This window comes from Pengzhenrongella frigida (genome assembly GCF_004168625.1).
In the GTDB taxonomy this organism is placed as follows: Bacteria; Actinomycetota; Actinomycetes; order Actinomycetales; family Cellulomonadaceae; genus Pengzhenrongella; species Pengzhenrongella frigida.
Map to the genome: position 1 here is coordinate 56,834 of NZ_SDWW01000004.1, position 15,696 is coordinate 72,529.

12 protein-coding genes are annotated in these 15,696 nt (G+C 71.7%); 7 read left to right on the forward strand and 5 right to left on the reverse strand.

Annotated features, from left to right (window positions below):
* From EUA98_RS02415 to EUA98_RS02425, 3 genes are read right to left on the reverse strand one after another with little or no spacing between them, the layout of a single operon-like run.
* The gene (locus EUA98_RS02415) at nucleotides 1-879 is read right to left on the reverse strand and encodes a metal ABC transporter permease (RefSeq protein WP_130101140.1); all 879 of its coding nucleotides are present in this window, start codon (nucleotides 877-879) and stop codon (nucleotides 1-3) included.
* A gap of 20 nt (nucleotides 880-899) precedes the next feature.
* Nucleotides 900-1,679 (reverse strand): metal ABC transporter ATP-binding protein, encoded by a 780-nt coding sequence (locus EUA98_RS02420; protein WP_130101071.1) that lies wholly within the window; start codon nucleotides 1,677-1,679, stop codon nucleotides 900-902.
* Nucleotides 1,670-2,617, reverse strand: a complete 948-nt coding sequence (locus tag EUA98_RS02425) for a metal ABC transporter substrate-binding protein (RefSeq protein WP_130101072.1) — start codon at nucleotides 2,615-2,617, stop codon at nucleotides 1,670-1,672. The genes EUA98_RS02420 and EUA98_RS02425 overlap by 10 nt, the downstream gene beginning before the upstream one ends.
* Nucleotides 2,618-2,766: 149 nt before the next feature.
* On the opposite strand from EUA98_RS02425, the gene EUA98_RS02430 reads away from it, so the two are divergent.
* The gene (locus EUA98_RS02430) at nucleotides 2,767-4,152 is read left to right on the forward strand and encodes a glycine--tRNA ligase (protein WP_130101073.1); all 1,386 of its coding nucleotides are present in this window, start codon (nucleotides 2,767-2,769) and stop codon (nucleotides 4,150-4,152) included.
* A 43-nt stretch (nucleotides 4,153-4,195) separates the two neighbouring features.
* Nucleotides 4,196-5,359, forward strand: a complete 1,164-nt coding sequence (gene dusB, locus EUA98_RS02435) for a tRNA dihydrouridine synthase DusB (RefSeq protein WP_130101074.1) — start codon at nucleotides 4,196-4,198, stop codon at nucleotides 5,357-5,359.
* Between the two features lie 21 nt (nucleotides 5,360-5,380).
* On the opposite strand, the gene EUA98_RS02440 is transcribed toward dusB, so the two are convergent.
* Together EUA98_RS02440 and EUA98_RS02445 are read right to left on the reverse strand one after the other, a co-directional pair.
* Nucleotides 5,381-7,168: a glycoside hydrolase family 13 protein gene (locus EUA98_RS02440; protein ID WP_434063468.1), complete on the reverse strand. Its 1,788-nt coding sequence runs from the start codon at nucleotides 7,166-7,168 to the stop codon at nucleotides 5,381-5,383.
* 112 nt (nucleotides 7,169-7,280) lie between these two features.
* Entirely contained in the window at nucleotides 7,281-8,318 is a 1,038-nt protein-coding gene (locus tag EUA98_RS02445; protein ID WP_130101075.1) for a LacI family DNA-binding transcriptional regulator, read from the reverse strand.
* A gap of 176 nt (nucleotides 8,319-8,494) precedes the next feature.
* On the opposite strand from EUA98_RS02445, the gene EUA98_RS02450 reads away from it, so the two are divergent.
* From EUA98_RS02450 to EUA98_RS02475, 5 genes are all read left to right on the forward strand, one after another.
* A complete protein-coding gene (locus EUA98_RS02450; RefSeq protein ID WP_130101076.1) occupies nucleotides 8,495-9,721 on the forward strand; it encodes a sugar ABC transporter substrate-binding protein in 1,227 nt (408 codons plus the stop codon).
* Nucleotides 9,722-9,899: 178 nt separating this feature from the next.
* Nucleotides 9,900-11,552 carry an ABC transporter permease subunit gene (locus EUA98_RS02455; protein WP_242511228.1) on the forward strand — a complete coding sequence of 551 codons (1,653 nt, stop codon included), beginning with the start codon at nucleotides 9,900-9,902 and terminating at the stop codon, nucleotides 11,550-11,552.
* 1 nt (nucleotide 11,553) lies between these two features.
* A complete protein-coding gene (locus EUA98_RS02460; RefSeq protein WP_130101077.1) occupies nucleotides 11,554-12,462 on the forward strand; it encodes a sugar ABC transporter permease in 909 nt (302 codons plus the stop codon).
* Nucleotides 12,459-14,318 carry a glycoside hydrolase family 13 protein gene (locus tag EUA98_RS02465; RefSeq protein WP_130101078.1) on the forward strand — a complete coding sequence of 620 codons (1,860 nt, stop codon included), beginning with the start codon at nucleotides 12,459-12,461 and terminating at the stop codon, nucleotides 14,316-14,318. The genes EUA98_RS02460 and EUA98_RS02465 overlap by 4 nt, the downstream gene beginning before the upstream one ends.
* Before the next feature lie 386 nt (nucleotides 14,319-14,704).
* Nucleotides 14,705-15,610, forward strand: coding sequence for an endonuclease domain-containing protein (locus EUA98_RS02475; protein WP_130101080.1), 906 nt, complete (start codon nucleotides 14,705-14,707; stop codon nucleotides 15,608-15,610).
* Nucleotides 15,611-15,696 lie beyond the last annotated feature (86 nt).

Genomic DNA, 15,696 nt, shown 5'->3' on the forward strand with positions numbered 1-15,696 from the left:
TCACGCCGCGACCTCGACGTCGTCGGGCACCTGGGGGTGCGGATCGTGCGACCGGGAGCGCACCAGCAGGGGGCGCGCCAGCGCGACCACCGCGTAGACCGCGATCGCGATCACGACGATCGTGGCGCCCGGGGACAGGTCCCGCCAGTACGTGATCGACAGGCCGGTCACGCACACGACCACGCCGATCGCCATCGCGATCCCCATGGTCTGCCGGAACGACGACGCCACCAGCTGGGCGACCGCGACGGGCACGATCATCAGCGCGCTGACCAGCAGCAGCCCGACCACGCGCATCGAGACCGTCACGGTGAGCGCCGCCACCACGGCGATGGTGATGTTGAGCACCCGCACCGGCAGCCCCGCGGCGCGGGCGAACTCCTCGTCGTGGCACACCGCGAACAGTGCGGTGCGCAGGCCGATGCCGACGACCAGGATGATCGCCGTGAGGATGACGGTCAGCCAGAGGTCCCCGGTCGAGACGGTGGAGATCGAGCCGAACAGGTAGGCCATGAGGTTGGCGTTGGTGCCGCCCGCGAGGGAGATGAGCAGCACCCCGCCGGCGATCCCGCCGTAGAACAGCAGCGCGAGGGCGACGTCGCCGCTGGTCCGCCCGCGTTCGCGGACCAGCTCGATGACGACGGCGCCGATGATGGCCGTCACGATCGCGCCGGGGACGGCGAGCACGTCGTGCGGCACCAGGTTCATGGCGTTGCCGACCAGCCACCCGAGCGCCACCCCGGTGAGGGCGACGTGCCCGATGCCGTCGCCGAGCAGGCTCAGGCGCCGCTGGACGAGGTAGGTCCCGATCACCGGGGCCGCGAGGCCGACGAGCAGTGCCGCGAGCAGGGCCCGCTGCATCAGCGGGTCGCCGAGCATGCCGGCGATCTCGTCGCCGATCACGGTTCCCACCTCAGTCCGGCCACGCCGGTGTCGGCGAACGCCTCGTCGGGGTCGTGCGGATGCACGTGGTCGTGGTCGGGGTCGCCGTGCTCGCGCGCGGGGGTGGGTGGGGCGCCGTCGTGCACGACGGCGCCGTGGCGGAGCACGACGGCGCGCTGCACCAGCGGGGCGATCGCGCCGAGCTCGTGCAGCACGACGAGCACCGTCCGGCCGCGGGCGGTCAGCGCGCCGAGCGTGGTGGCGAACGCCTCCTGACTGGGCAGGTCGACGCCGGCGACGGGCTCGTCCAGCACCAGCAGGGCGGGGTCGCGCACCAGGGCGCGGGCGATCAGCACGCGCTGCTGCTGCCCGCCGGAGAGCTCGCGCACCGGGCGGTCGAGGTGGTGCGTCAGCCCGACGAGCTCGAGGGCGTCGAGCACCAGCCGGCGGGCATGGCGGGGCGGGCGCAACCGGTGCCCGTGCAGCAGTCCGGACGTCACGACCTCGCCCGCGGTGGTCGGCACCCCGGTGGCCGCGCTCACGCGCTGGGGCACGTAGCCGATGCGGGACCAGTCGACCGCGCCACCCAGCGGTTTGCCGAGGAGCTCGACCTCACCGGACTCGATCGGCACCGCGCCGACGAGCGCGCGGACGAGGGTCGACTTGCCGGAGCCGTTCGCCCCGAGCAGGGCGACGACCTCACCGTCATTGACGCTGAGATCGATGCCCCGCAGGATCACGTTTCCGCTGAGGACGACCCGCACACCGCGGGCCAGGACCGCCGGGGTCACGTGCACGCGAGGGCGGCGCGCAGGGCGGTGAGATTCTTCTCCATGACGCCACGGTAGTCGGAAGTCTCGTCGGTCAGGCTCTCGACCGGATCGAGCACGTCGGAGGTGATCCCGAGGTCGGAGGCGAGGGTCTGGGCGACCTTGGGGTTGACGAGCTGCTCACCGAAGATGGTGGTCACGCCCTCGGCTCGGACGACGTCGCCGATCTCCTTGAGCCGGGCCGGGGAGGGCTCGGCTTCGGGGTCGAGCCCCGAGATGCCGACGAGCTCGAGGTCGTAGCGGTCCGCAAGGTAGCCGAACGCGTCGTGCGAGGTCACCACGACGCGCCGCTCGCAGGTGGCGAGCCCGGTCTCGAGCTCGGTGTCGAGGGCCGCGAGGTCCGCCTCGAGCGCGGCGGCGTTCGCGGTGTAGCTGTCGGCGTTCGCGGGGTCCGCCTCGGCAAGCGCGGCCGCGACGGGGGCGGCGAGCCGGGCGAGGCGCTCCGGGTCGAGCCAGAAGTGCGGGTCGAGCCCGGCGTCGTCGTGCCCGGCGTCGTCCGCACCCTCCTCCTCGGCGTGGTCGTCGTGACCCTCGATCAGGTCGACGGTGTCGGCCGCGTCGACGACGTGCGCGGGCTCGCGGGCCGCGATCGCCTCGTCGACCGCGCTCTGGAAGCCGGCGAGGTAGACCACCAGGTCCGTCTCGCCGACGGACCGGACCTGCCGGGGGGAGAGCTCGACGTCGTGCGGCTCCGCGCCCGGCGGCGTCAGCGAGCTGACCTCGACGCGATCGCCACCCACCTGCTCCGTGACGTACTGCAGCGGGTAGAACGAGGCAAGAACCTCGACCTTGGCCGCCTGACCGGTGCCCGCCTCATCGCCGGAGCTCGCGGCCGAGGTGCAGCCCGTGAGCAGCAGGGCCGTCGCCGCGAGGGCAGGAAGGACGCGAGAGGGGGACTTGTTCATGAGGATGATTCTCAACGATATGAGAATCATTGTCAAAACCAGTAATCGGTCCGCGACCGACACGGCGGTGGGTCGCGGTCCCGGCGGTAGCCTGTGCTGTTCGTCCCGCCCAGCCAGGTCGGGGCCCGTGTGCAAAGGTGATTCCTTCCGTGGCTGCGCCCTCTCGTCTTGACTCCGTCATCTCCCTGGCCAAGCGCCGCGGCTTCGTCTTCCCCTCGGGGGAGATCTACGGCGGCACCCGTTCGGCCTGGGACTACGGCCCGCTCGGCGTCGAGCTGAAGGAGAACATCAAGAAGCAGTGGTGGCGCACCATGGTGACGAGCCGCGACGACATCGTCGGGCTCGACTCCTCCGTGATCCTGCCGCGCAAGGTCTGGGAGGCCTCGGGCCACGTCGGGGTCTTCACCGACCCGCTGACCGAGTGCACCAGCTGCCACAAGCGCTTCCGCGCGGACCACCTGATCGAGGCCTACGTCGAGAAGAAGGGCCGCGAGCCGGAGAACGGCATCGCCGACCTCGCCTGCCCCAACTGCGGCACGCGCGGCGCGTGGACCGAGCCGCGTGACTTCAACATGATGCTCAAGACGTATCTCGGCCCCGTCGAGGAGGAGTCCGGGCTGCACTACCTGCGGCCCGAGACCGCGCAGGGCATCTTCGTCAACTTCGCCAACGTCGTCACCACGAGCCGCAAGAAGCCGCCGTTCGGGATCGGCCAGATCGGCAAGTCCTTCCGCAACGAGATCACGCCGGGGAACTTCATCTTCCGCACGCGCGAGTTCGAGCAGATGGAGATGGAGTTCTTCGTCGAGCCCGGCACGGACGAGACCTGGCACCAGTACTGGATCGACGCGCGGACCGACTGGTACACGGGTCTCGGGATCTCCCGGGACAACCTGCGCCTGTACGAGCACCCGCAGGAGAAGCTGTCGCACTACTCCAAGCGGACGGTCGACATCGAGTACCGCTTCGGCTTCCAGGGCAGCGAGTGGGGCGAGCTCGAGGGCGTCGCCAACCGCACTGACTTCGACCTCAAGACGCACACCAAGCACTCCGGCACGGACCTGTCGTACTTCGACCAGGCCAAGAACGAGCGCTGGGTGCCGTACGTGATCGAGCCGGCCGCCGGTCTGACCCGGTCGCTGATGGCCTTCCTGGTCGAGGCCTACACCGAGGACGAGGCGCCCAACACCAAGGGCGGCGTCGACGTGCGGACCGTGCTCAAGCTCGACCCGCGGCTCGCGCCGGTCAAGGCTGCGGTGCTCCCGCTGTCCCGGAACGAGGCCCTGTCGCCCAAGGCGCGCGACCTCGCCGCCGAGCTGCGCGGGTTCTGGAACGTCGAGTTCGACGACGCGGGGGCCATCGGCCGCCGGTACCGCCGCCAGGACGAGATCGGCACGCCGTTCTGCATCACGGTCGACTTCGACACCCTCGAGGACCAGGCCGTGACGATCCGTCACCGCGACGACATGTCCCAGGAGCGCGTGGCCCTCGACCAGGTGGCCGCCTACCTGGCGACCCGCCTGCTGGGCGCCTAGCGGGGAAGGTGGGGGCGGTCGGGTCGTAGGGGACAATCGGTAGGTGACCCAGACCGCTGTCCGACTGCTGCCGCCCCTGCGGATCGGTCCGTTGACCGTCGACACGCCCGTCGTGCTCGCGCCGATGGCCGGCGTGACCAACGCCGCGTTCCGCCGGCTGTGCCGCGAGAGCGGCGCCGGGCTGTACGTCGCGGAGATGGTGACGTCCCGGGCGCTCGTCGAGCGCGGCGAGGAGTCGCTGCGGATCATCGCGCACGAGCCCGACGAGCGGCCGCGCTCCGTGCAGATCTACGGCGTCGACCCCGCGACGGTCGGCGCCGCGGTGCGGATGATCGCCTCCGAGGACCGGGCCGACCACATCGACCTGAACTTCGGCTGCCCGGTCCCCAAGGTCACCCGCAAGGGCGGCGGCGCCGTGCTGCCGTGGAAGCGGGACCTGTTCGCGTCGATCGTGCGCGCCGCCGTCGACGCCGCCGCGCCGTACGGCGTGCCCGTCACCCTCAAGATGCGCAAGGGCATCGACGCCGACCACCTGACCTATCTCGAGGCCGGCCTGGTCGCGCAGGACGCCGGCGTCGCGGCGGTCGCGCTGCACGCGCGCACCGCGGCCGACTACTACTCGGGCACGGCCGACTGGGAGGCGATCGCGCGCCTCAAGGAGGCCGTCACCGACATCCCGGTCCTCGGCAACGGGGACATCTGGTCGGCCGAGGACGCCGTCGCGATGGTGGCCCAGACCGGGTGCGACGGGGTCGTCGTCGGGCGCGGGTGCCAGGGCCGGCCGTGGTTGTTCGCCGACCTGGCCGCCGCGTTCGCGGGCTCGGACGTGCGCGTGCGCCCGACCGTGCGCGAGGTGGCCGTCGTCGTGCGCCGGCACGCCGAGCTGATGGTCGAGACGTTCGGCGAGGAGGGCAAGGCCCTGCGCGAGATGCGCAAGCACATGGCCTGGTACTTCAAGGGGTACATCGTCGGCGGCGACCTGCGGCGGTCGCTCGGGCTGGTCTCGACGCTCGTCGAGCTGGACGACCTGCTCGCGGCGCTCGACCTGGACCAGCCGTACCCCGGTGAGCCGGCCGAAGGCCCCCGCGGCCGCGCCGGCTCCCCGAAGAAGGTCTCCCTGCCCGAGGGCTGGCTCGCCTCGCGCGACCTGAGCGACGACTTCCGCCGCGCCCTGCGCGAGGCCGAGCTGAGCGTCTCCGGCGGCTGAGCCGTCCCCGCGGCGTCGGGGTCAGCGGGCCGGCTGGAGCCAGACCGTCGTGTCGGTCGGCAGGGTGGTGATGCCCGACGACGTCTCCAACGGCGCGCTGGCGATCAGCACGGTCGCGTCCGCGGGCAGGGTCACCGGCGCGCTGCCGAGGTTGGCCAGCACCAGGACACCGGAGTTGACCAGCGCCAGGACGGCGGCGGCGTCCGCCCCGGGTGCGACGTCGCCGGGGGCATCTACCCAGGCCAGCGAGCCGGCCCCGAGGTCGAACCGACGCCGCAGCGCGAGCGCGGTGCGGTAGGTCTCGTAGGTCGAGCCGGCCACGCCCTGCTGGGCGTCGAGCGCGTACCCGGACCACGACGCGGGCTGGGGGAGCCAGGTCGTCCCGGTCGGGGAGAACCCGAAGCCGGGGTCGCCGGCGGCCCACGGCAGCGGCACGCGGCAGCCGTCGCGCCCGCGCTCGCTGTGCCCGGAGCGCCACCACGCCGGGTCCTGGCGCAGGTCGTCGTCGAGCGCCGTGTGCTCAGGCAGGCCGAGCTCCTCGCCCTGGTAGAGGTACGCGGAGCCCGGCAGCGCGAGCATCAGCAGCGACGCGGCGCGGGCCCGGCGCAGGCCGAGCGCCTCGTCCGGCTGCTCGTCCCCGTGGCCGATGCCGTTGGGCCGGGCGTTCGCCTCGGTCAGGCCGAGCCGCGAGGTGTGCCGCACGGTGTCGTGGTTGGACAGCACCCAGGTGGTGGGGGCGCCGACGGCGTCGCTCGCCTCGAGGGACGCGGTCACCACCCGGCGCAGGGCCGGGGCGGCCCAGCGGGTGGTGAGGAACGAGAAGTTGAAGGCCTGGTGCATCTCGTCGGGGCGCACGTAGCGCGCCAGCCGCGCGAGCGGCTCGACCCAGGCCTCCGCGACGAGCGCCCGGTCACCGTCGTACTCGGCGAGCACCCGGTGCCATGCCCGGTAGATCTCGTGCACGCCCTCCTGGTCGAACATCGGGCCGGGATCACCGGCGCCGGTGGAGACGTCGTCCGGGTCGACGGTGCCGTCGGGAGTGGCAGCGCCGTCGGGAGCGCCGTCGGCCCCCTCGATCATCGACGTGTCACCGTCCCAGTCGGGCAGGCCCGGCTCCTTGACCAGGCCGTGCGCGACGTCGATCCGGAACCCGTCGACGCCCTTGTCCAGCCAGAACCGCAGCACGTCCTCGAACTCGGAGCGGACCTGCGGGTTGTCCCAGTCGAGGTCCGGCTGCTTCGTGTCGAACAGGTGCAGGTACCACTCGCCGTCGGGCACCCGGGTCCAGGCGCGCCCGCCGAAGATGGACTTCCAGTTGTTCGGCGGCTGCGAGCCGTCTGCGCCCGTGCCCGGCCGGAACAGGTAGCGCGCGCGTTCGGGGCTTCCGGGCGGCGAGGCGAGCGCCGCGACGAACCAGTCGTGCTCGTCGGAGGTGTGGTTCGGCACGAGGTCGACGATGACCCGCAGGCCGACACCGTGGGCGCGCTCGAGCAGGGCGTCGAAGTCGGCGAGCGTGCCGAAGATCGGGTCCACGTCGCGGTAGTCGGCGACGTCGTAGCCGGCGTCGGCCTGGGGGGAGCGGTAGAACGGGGACAGCCAGAGGGCGTCGACGCCGAGGGCCACGAGGTGGTCGAGCCGGGCCGTGATGCCGGGCAGGTCGCCGATCCCGTCACCCGAGCCGTCGGCGAAGGACCGCGGGTAGACCTGGTAGATCACGGCGTGGCGCCACCACTCGCCGCCGGGCGCCTGCGCGGCGTGGACGAGGGTGGTCGTGGGTGCCAGGGCGCGAGCGGTCGTCTGCGGGGTCACGGCGGAGCCAATCTCGGGGGTGGGGACGAGGGTCGTGCGGCCGCGGGGGTGGGGCGAGGCAGCCGGCGGGGAGCAGCGCGTGCGGCCGATCGACCGGCGCAGGCGCGGGGACTCAGGGTACGACGGGTGCGGCTCCGGTCGAGCCGCGCACGATGAGCTCGGGATGGAACAGCAGCTCGGTCCGCAGGCCCCGGGTGCCGCTGATCTCCGCGACGAGCGTGGCGACGGCGGCCTCGCCCATCGCGAGGGCCGGTTGGCGCACCGTGGTCAGCGGGGGATCGGTGAACGCCATCAGCGGGGAGTCGTCGTAGCCGACGACGGAGATGTCCTCCGGGACCCGCAGGCCGCGGGCCCGGGCCGCGCGGATGGCCCCGAGCGCCATGAGGTCCGAGCCGCACACGATCGCGGTGTGCCCGGAGGCGATGAGCTCGCCGGCCGCGGCCTGCCCGCCTTCGACGGTGAACAGGGTGGAGACGATGTGCTGGCCGGCGTCCAGGACGCCGAGATGCTTGCGCAGGTTCTCCGCGAAGCTCACGACCTTGCGCTGAGCCGGCACGAACCGGTCGGGGCCGATGGCGAGCCCGATGCTCCGGTGCCCGAGCGCGACCAGGTGACGGACCGCGAGGTCGATCGCGGCGCCGTCGTCCGAGGAGATGGCCGGGGCGTCGACGCCCTCGGCGAACCCGTTGAGCAGCACGATCGGCAGCCCGCGGCTGCGCAGCCGGTGGTAGCGCTCGCGGCTGGCCGAGGTGTCCGCGTGCAGGCCGGAGACGAAGACGATCCCGTCGACGTCGTGCTCCAGGAGCATCTCGACGTACTCGTCCTCGGTCGTGCCGCCGGGGGACTGCGTGCACAGCAGCGGGGTGTACCCGCGCACCGACAGCATCGACTCGATGTACTGCGCGAACGTGGGAAAGACCGGGTTGGTGAGCTCGGGGACGATCAGCCCGACGAGCCCGGCCGAGCGGGTGCGCAGCTTCTCCGGTCGCTCGTAGCCGAGCATGTCGAGCGCCGCGAGCACCGCCTGGCGGGTCTGCGAGGAGACGCCCTGCTTGCCGTTGAGGACGCGCGACACCGTGGCTGTACTCACGCCCGCCTGGTCGGCGACGTCAGTCAGTCGGGTGCGCACGTGCGGAGGGGTGGAGGACACCGGACCTTCTCGTCTTGAGGGCGGAAACCACCGTATCGGGTGAGGCTGAAACGTTACCTGAAATTTACCGCAACAACTTGCAAAGCGGCCCGTCCGCAGATTAGCGTCAGCGACATCAGGGTTGATGGGGCTTCCACTCGCATCGGCCGACACACCCATTGCTTGGAGAACCCACGATGCGACGAAGCATCAGTCTCGTAGCCGTGCTCGCAACGGCGCTCGCCCTCGCGGCCTGCTCGAGCTCGTCCGACACCCCCGCCGCCGACCCGACCACCGAGGCGGCGGCCGATGGCGGCAGCCTCACGATCTGGGTCGACGAGACCCGGAAGCCGGCCGTCGAGGCCGCCGCGACCGCGTTCGAGGAGGAGACCGGCACCACCGTCGAGCTCGTCCTGAAGAACTTCGACGACATCCGGGCCGACTTCCTCGCCCAGGTCCCGACCGGTGAAGGCCCCGACATCACCGTCGGCGCGCACGACTGGCTCGGGGAGATGACGTCGAACGGCGTCGTCGCCCCGATCGAGCTCGGCGACATCGCGGCTGACTTCGAGCCCGTCTCCATCGAGGCGTTCACGCAGGACGGGCAGGTCTACGGCCTCCCGTACGCGGTCGAGAACATCGCGCTGATCCGCAACACCGCCCTCGCGCCGCAGGCGCCCGCCACCTGGGACGACGCCGTCGCCACGGGCAAGGCCGCCGGCAAGACGTACCCGATCCTCGTCCAGATGGGCGACGAGGGTGACCCGTACACGATGTACCCGCTGCAGACCTCGTTCGGGGCGCCGGTGTTCGTCCAGAACGAGGACGGCTCGTACGCCCCCGAGCTCGCCCTCGGCGGCGAGCCGGGCACCGCGTTCTCGCAGTGGCTCGCGGCCCAGGGTGCGGCCAAGGTCCTCGACCCCGCCATCACCTACGACATCGCCGTCGCGGCCTTCGCGGCCGGTGAGTCGCCGTACATCGTCGGTGGACCGTGGATGCTCGACTCCTTCCCGGGTCTCGATCTCGCCATCGACCCGATCCCCAGCGCTGGTGGCCAGCCTGCCCAGCCGTTCGTCGGCGTCGCCGGCTTCTACGTGAACGCGAAGAGCGAGAACGGCCTGCTGGCCAACGACTTCCTCGTGAACTTCATGTCGAGCGAAGACGCCCAGCTCGCGCTGTACGAGGCCGGCGACCGTCCGCCGGCCCTCATCGCCGCGGCTGACACCGCGTCGGCCGACCCGATCACCGCCGGCTTCCGTGCCGTCGGTGCCGACGCCGTCCCGATGCCGTCCATCCCCGAGATGGGTTCGGTGTGGTCCTTCTGGGGCGTGACCGAGGCCGGCATCGTCTCCGGGGCGCAGGAGCCCGTGGCTGCCTGGACCAAGATGGTCGCGGACATCCAGGGCGCGCTCGACGCGTCCTGAGCTCGACCGCACGTCGCGTGAACCCGCGGGGCGCGCAGCCGGGACACCTGTCACCGGCTGCGCGCTTCGCGCGTCAGTCCGGCTCGTTCGCGAGCCGCCAGCCGCTGCGCACCACCGTGCGCCACCCCACGACGTCGTCGGCGAGGCCCGACGACGCCACCCGCGCACGGAGGTACCGATGAGTTCGCCCCTGTTGCCGCAGATGCACGACCCTGTGGTCGCACTTCCCCCCGAGACCCCGAGGTCCCGCCGGGCCGCACGCCGCGTGCTGCGGGACGCCGACGGCGGTCACGCCACGAACTTCTCGCGCGGCTTCGTGGTCAAGCTGCTGCTGCTGGCGATGATCGACGCGCTCGGGGTCTACGTCGTCATGGCGGCCTGGGGGCAGGGGTCCTTCGGGATCCTCTGGTCGATGGTCGGCCTGCTGGTCGGTGCGAACTACGTGTACTTCAGCAAGCGCGCGCTGCCGATGAAGTACATCCTGCCGGGGCTCTCGTTTCTGCTCGTCTACCAGATCTTCGTCATCCTCTTCACGGGTTTCGTCGCGTTCACGAACTACGGCGACGGGCACAACTCGACCAAGGCCGACGCGATCGAGGCCCTGCTCATCCAGAACGAGCGGCGCGTCGAGGGCTCGGACGCGTACCCGCTCACGGTCCTGGCCGACGGCGACGAGCTCGCCTTCGCGATCGTCACGTCCGACGGCGACGTCCGGGTCGGGCGCGCCGAGGCGCCGCTCGAGACCATCGACGAGGCCGAGGTCGACGACGACGTCGTCACGGCGGTGCCCGGCTACGAGGTGCTCGGCCGCCAGGCGATCCTGGCGCGCCAGTCCGACGTGACCGACCTGCGCGTGCCGGTCTCGAGCGATCCCGCGGACGGTTCGATCCGCACGCAGGATGCGCGCAGCGGCTACGTCTTCATCTCGACGATGCACTACGACGAGACCACCGACTCCATGACGGACGCGCTCACCGGGACGGTGTACACCCCGAACGACGACGGTCAGTTCGAGTCGGCCGACGGCGCGACGCTCGCCGTGGGCTGGCGGGTCCTGGTCGGCTTCGACAACTTCGTCAAGGCGTTCGGCGACCCGCGGTACTCGACGCCGTTCCTCAAAGTCTTCGCGTGGACCGTCGCGTTCGCGGCACTGTCCGTGGTGACCACGTTCCTGCTGGGGCTGTTCCTGGCGATGGTGTTCAACGACGAGCGGGTCAAGGGCCGCAAGATCTACCGGACCCTGATGATCCTGCCGTACGCGATCCCGGGCTTCCTGGCCGCGCTGCTGTGGTCGGGGATGCTGAACACCAAGTTCGGGTTCGTCAACCAGATCCTGCTCGGCGGTGCCGAGATCCCATGGCTGACCGACCCGTGGCTGGCCAAGCTCGCCGTCCTCGGGGTGAACCTGTGGCTGGGGTTCCCCTACATGTTCCTGATCTGCACCGGCGCGCTGCAGTCGATCCCCGGCGACGTCCTCGAGGCCGCCAAGATCGACGGCGCCGGCGGGATCCGGACCTGGAAGTCGGTGACGATGCCGTTGCTGCTGATCGCGACCGCGCCGCTGCTGATCTCGTCGTTCGCGTTCAACTTCAACAACTTCACCCTGATCTACATGCTGACCGGCGGTGGGCCGCGGTTCGCCGACGCGTCGGTACCGCTCGGGCACACCGACATCCTCATCTCGATGGTCTATTCGATCTCCGGCGTCGACGGCAACGCCGCCAAGGACTACGGGTTGGCGAGCGCACTGTCGATCGTCATCTTCGTGATCGTGGGGACGATCTCGGCCATCGCGTTCCGGCAGACCCGCAAGCTCGAGGAGATCAACTGACATGGCAATCGAGACCGTGCAGGTGCCTCGCCCGTCCGTCGTTCCCGCCGCCCCGCACCGCCTGAGCCGCAAGCGGTGGTTCACCGAGATCGGCTGGCGGCACGTCGTCGGCGTCCTCGCCGTGATCTACGCCGGCTTCCCGATCGTCTACGTCCTGTCCGCCTCGCTCAGCGAGAACGGCACGCTGACCGGGTCGAACCAGCTGTTCGCCCAGGTGAGCGGGCTGAACTACGCCGAGCTCAACGACACGCTGTTCTGGACCTGGATGGGCAACACCCTGGTCATCGCGATCGTCACCGCGATCGGCACCGTGCTGATGGGGGCCGCCGCGGCCTACGCGTTCAGCCGGTTCCGGTTCACCGGACGCCGCGGTGGCCTGACCGCGCTGCTCATCATCCAGATGTTCCCGCAGATGCTGGCCTTCGTGGCGATCTTCCTGCTGCTGCTGGGCCTGGGCAACGTGGTGCCGCTCCTCGGGCTGAACAGCACGCTGGCCCTGATCTGCGTGTACCTCGGCGGATCGCTCGGGGTGAACACGTTCCTCATGTACGGGTTCTTTAACACCGTGCCCCGGGAGCTGGACGAGGCCGCGAAGCTCGACGGCGCGTCCCACGCCCAGATCTACTGGACCATCATCTTGCGGCTGGTCGCCCCTATCCTTGCCGTCGTCGGCCTGCTCTCGTTCATCGCCAGCTTCGGGGAGTTCATCATCGCGCGGATCATCCTGCAGTCCGAGGGCAACTGGACGCTCGCCGTCGGGCTCTACGGCTGGGTCTCCCAGCGTCTCGACGCCAACTGGGGCCTGTTCGCGGCCGGCGCGGTCATCGCGGCCGTCCCGGTGCTGATCCTGTTCCTGTTCCTGCAGAAGTACATCGTCGGGGGTCTGACCGCGGGTTCGGTCAAGGGTTGAGCGCGCCCACCCCGCCGGCGGGCGCTGACGCCCCGCCGCCTCACCTGCTCGGGTCGGCGCACCACGACGGCTCGGAGCTCTACGTCCCCGCGGGCACGCCCGCCCTCGGGGACGTGGTGCCCGTGCGGTTCCGGGTCCCGGCGGCCGGGACCGAGCGGGGCGTGTGGGTGCGCACGCTGCGCGACGGCGAGCCGCGCATGGTCGAGGCCACGCTCGACGCGGTGGACGACGACGAGCGCTGGTACGTCGCGCAGGTGCCCGTGCACAACCCGGTCACGCAGTACCGCGCGCTGCTCGACGAGCCGGGCGGGTACCGCTGGCTGAACGGTCGCGGGACCTTCGCACGCGAGGTGCCGGACGCCGCGGACTTCCGCCTGACCGTGCACCCGCCGGCACCGGAGTGGCTCCGCGAGACGGTCGTCTACCAGATCTTCCCCGACCGGTTCGCACGGTCCGGTGCGGTCCGGCCCGTCCCCGACTGGGCCGAGCCCGCCCGGTGGGACGACGCCGCGATCGGTTCCGGCCCGAGCACGCCGCGGCAGTTCTTCGGCGGCGACCTCGGCGGGATCGAGGCGCATCTGGACCACCTCGAGCGGCTCGGCGTCGGGACCGTCTACCTCACCCCGTTCTTCGAAGGGCGCTCCAACCACCGCTACGACGCGAGCTCGTTCGACCACGTCGACCCGCTGCTCGGCGGGGACGCGGCGCTGGTCTCCCTGCGCCGCGCGCTCGCGGTCCGCGGCATGCACCTGATCGGCGACCTCACCACGAACCACACCGGCGCCGGGCACGAGTGGTTCCGGCGCGCCCAGGCCGACGCCACCTGTGAGGAGGCCAGCCTCTACCTGTGGTCCGACGCCGACCCCGGGTACGTCAGCTGGCTCGAGCACGCGTCCCTGCCCAAGCTCGACTACCGCGCCCCGGCCCTCGCCTCCCGCATGATCGACGGCCCGGAGTCGGTCATCGGGCACTGGCTGCAGCCGCCCTACTCGCTGGACGGCTGGCGGATCGACGTCGCCAACATGACCGGGCGGCACGCCGTCGACGACGCCACGCACGCCGTCGCGCGCACGATCCGGCGCACGATGACCGACCTCAACCCCGACGCGGTCCTGGTCAGCGAGCACTTCCACGACGCGGGCCTGGACCTGTCCGGCGACGGCTGGCACGCGAACATGAACTACTCGGCGTTCACCCGACCGCTGTGGACCTGGCTGGTCGACCCCGCCACGACGCTCGGCTTCCTCAGCCTGCCGATCACGATCCCGCGCCGGGGTGGCGTGAGCGTCGTCGAGACGATGCGCGAGTTCGACTCGGCCATCCCGTGGGCCGTGACGGCGAACCAGTGGAACCTGCTCGGCTCGCACGACACCCCGCGGGTGCGGACCATCACGGGCGACCCCGCGCTGGTCGAGGTCGCCGCCGGGCTGCTGTTCACCTACCCCGGCACCCCGACGATCTTCGCGGGCGACGAGATCGGCCTGACCGGCACCAACGGCGAACGCGGCCGTGGCTCGATGCCCTGGGACCGTCCCGATCGCTGGGACGCGCGCACGTTCGCGGTCTACCAGGCGCTGATCGCGCTGCGCCGGGGCTCGCGCGCGCTCCGCGAGGGCGGCCTGCGCTGGGCCGTGGTGGCCGACGACGCGTTTGCGTACCTGCGCGAGACCGCCGACGAGCGCGTGCTCGTGCTGATCGCCCGGTCGAGCTGGGCCGGTACCCGCCTGCCGCGGCATCTGCTCGCGCCCGGCGCCAGCCCGGAGAACCTCTACGGCGGAGGCACCCTCGCCGTCGGCCCGGACGGCCTCCACCTGCCGGGCGACGGCCCAAGCGTGCAAGTCTGGCGCCTAGCCTGACCCCACCCTCCCCACCCTCCCCACCCTCCCCACCCTCCCCACCCTCCCCACCCAAACTCGCCGAGTGCGCGCGAACGGTCCCTGGCCGGGAGGTTCAGGCAGCAGATCGCCCGCACTCGCCGCTTCTACCCGACACCCAAACTCGCCGAGTGCGGGCGAACGGTCCCTGGCGGGAGCCTTCGGGCAGCAGATCGCCCACACTCGCCGCTTCTACCCGACACCGCACTCGCCGCCTGGGCTCGGCTCTCGCGACGCCCGCTGGGTACGGAGGTGGTGGGGGGGGGGGGGGGGGGGCGGCCGACCTCAGGGCGGGGTCGTGGCGCGTGGGTCCCCAGGTTGGGGGCTGGGCGTGCGCGGGTCGGGGTGCCGGCGGTGAGCCTGGGCGCATGCCGACTGCCCGCCCGCTCCCGCCCGTCATCGCTGGCGGCCCCTTCACGGTCCGAGCGGCGCTCGGGCTCGGCGTGAGCGCCGGCGAGCTGCGCCGGGCGACGCTGACCAGCCCGTTCTGGGGCGTCCGTGAGCAGACCACCGGGCCCGACGACGTGGTCGCCCGGTGCCGGGCCGCCCTCCAGGTGCTGCCCGACGGCGCCGTGTTCAGCCACGTCACCGCGCTCCGGCTCCGGGAGATCGAGGTGCCGTGGAGCCTCGAGCGCGACAACCTCCTGCACGTCGTGGTGCCCACCCGCTCCGGTCGTCCTCAGCGACCGCAGATCCGGGCGCACGTCTCCGGCCGGATCGACCCGGCCCGTTCGCCGATCTGCGGTCTCGCGGTGACCAGTCCCGCGCAGACGTGGCTGCACCTGGCCGCCGCCCTCGACCTGGGGGAGCTCGTGGTCCTCGGGGACGCGATGCTCCGCCGCAAGCTCCCACCGACGACGTGGGGTGCGCTCGAGGATGCGGCGGCAGCGTCCTCGGGTGCGCGCGGTGTGCGCACCGCCAGGCTCGCGCTCCCGCTCCTGCGCTCCGGGACCGACTCCTCGATGGAGTCCCGCGCGCGCCTGGTCCTGGTGCACGCGGGCCTGCCGTGCCCCGAGGTCAACACGCCCGTGCTCGACGCGTGGGGCCGGTTCGTCGCGTTGCCGGACCTGAGCTACCCGGAGCTCAGGATCGCCATCGAGTACGACGGGGACGTCCACCGGACCGATGCCCGAACCTGGCGTCGGGACATCGCCCGGCGCGAGGCGCTGCAGGCGCTCGGCTGGCGGATCATCACCCTCACGGCCGACGACGTCATCCGGTTCCCCACCCGCATGGTGTCGTGGGTCCGCGCCGCCATCAACGCCCGAGCCTGACGGCGAGTGCGGTGTTTCTGCTGCTCGCGGGCGCTGGTCAACAGCTGATTTCCCGCACTCGACGAACGTCGGGCGGGTGAGGGGTG

What these genes read in the sequence shown, in the direction of transcription:
- EUA98_RS02415 (WP_130101140.1), bottom strand. Translation starts at nt 879, where the DNA reads ATGCTCGGCGACCCGCTGATGCAGCGGGCCCTGCTCGCGGCACTGCTC.
- EUA98_RS02425 (WP_130101072.1), bottom strand. Translation starts at nt 2,617, where the DNA reads ATGAACAAGTCCCCCTCTCGCGTCCTTCCTGCCCTCGCGGCGACGGCC.
- EUA98_RS02450 (WP_130101076.1), top strand. Translation starts at nt 8,495, where the DNA reads ATGCGACGAAGCATCAGTCTCGTAGCCGTGCTCGCAACGGCGCTCGCC.
- EUA98_RS02455 (WP_242511228.1), top strand. Translation starts at nt 9,900, where the DNA reads ATGAGTTCGCCCCTGTTGCCGCAGATGCACGACCCTGTGGTCGCACTT.
- EUA98_RS02460 (WP_130101077.1), top strand. Translation starts at nt 11,554, where the DNA reads ATGGCAATCGAGACCGTGCAGGTGCCTCGCCCGTCCGTCGTTCCCGCC.
- EUA98_RS02475 (WP_130101080.1), top strand. Translation starts at nt 14,705, where the DNA reads ATGCCGACTGCCCGCCCGCTCCCGCCCGTCATCGCTGGCGGCCCCTTC.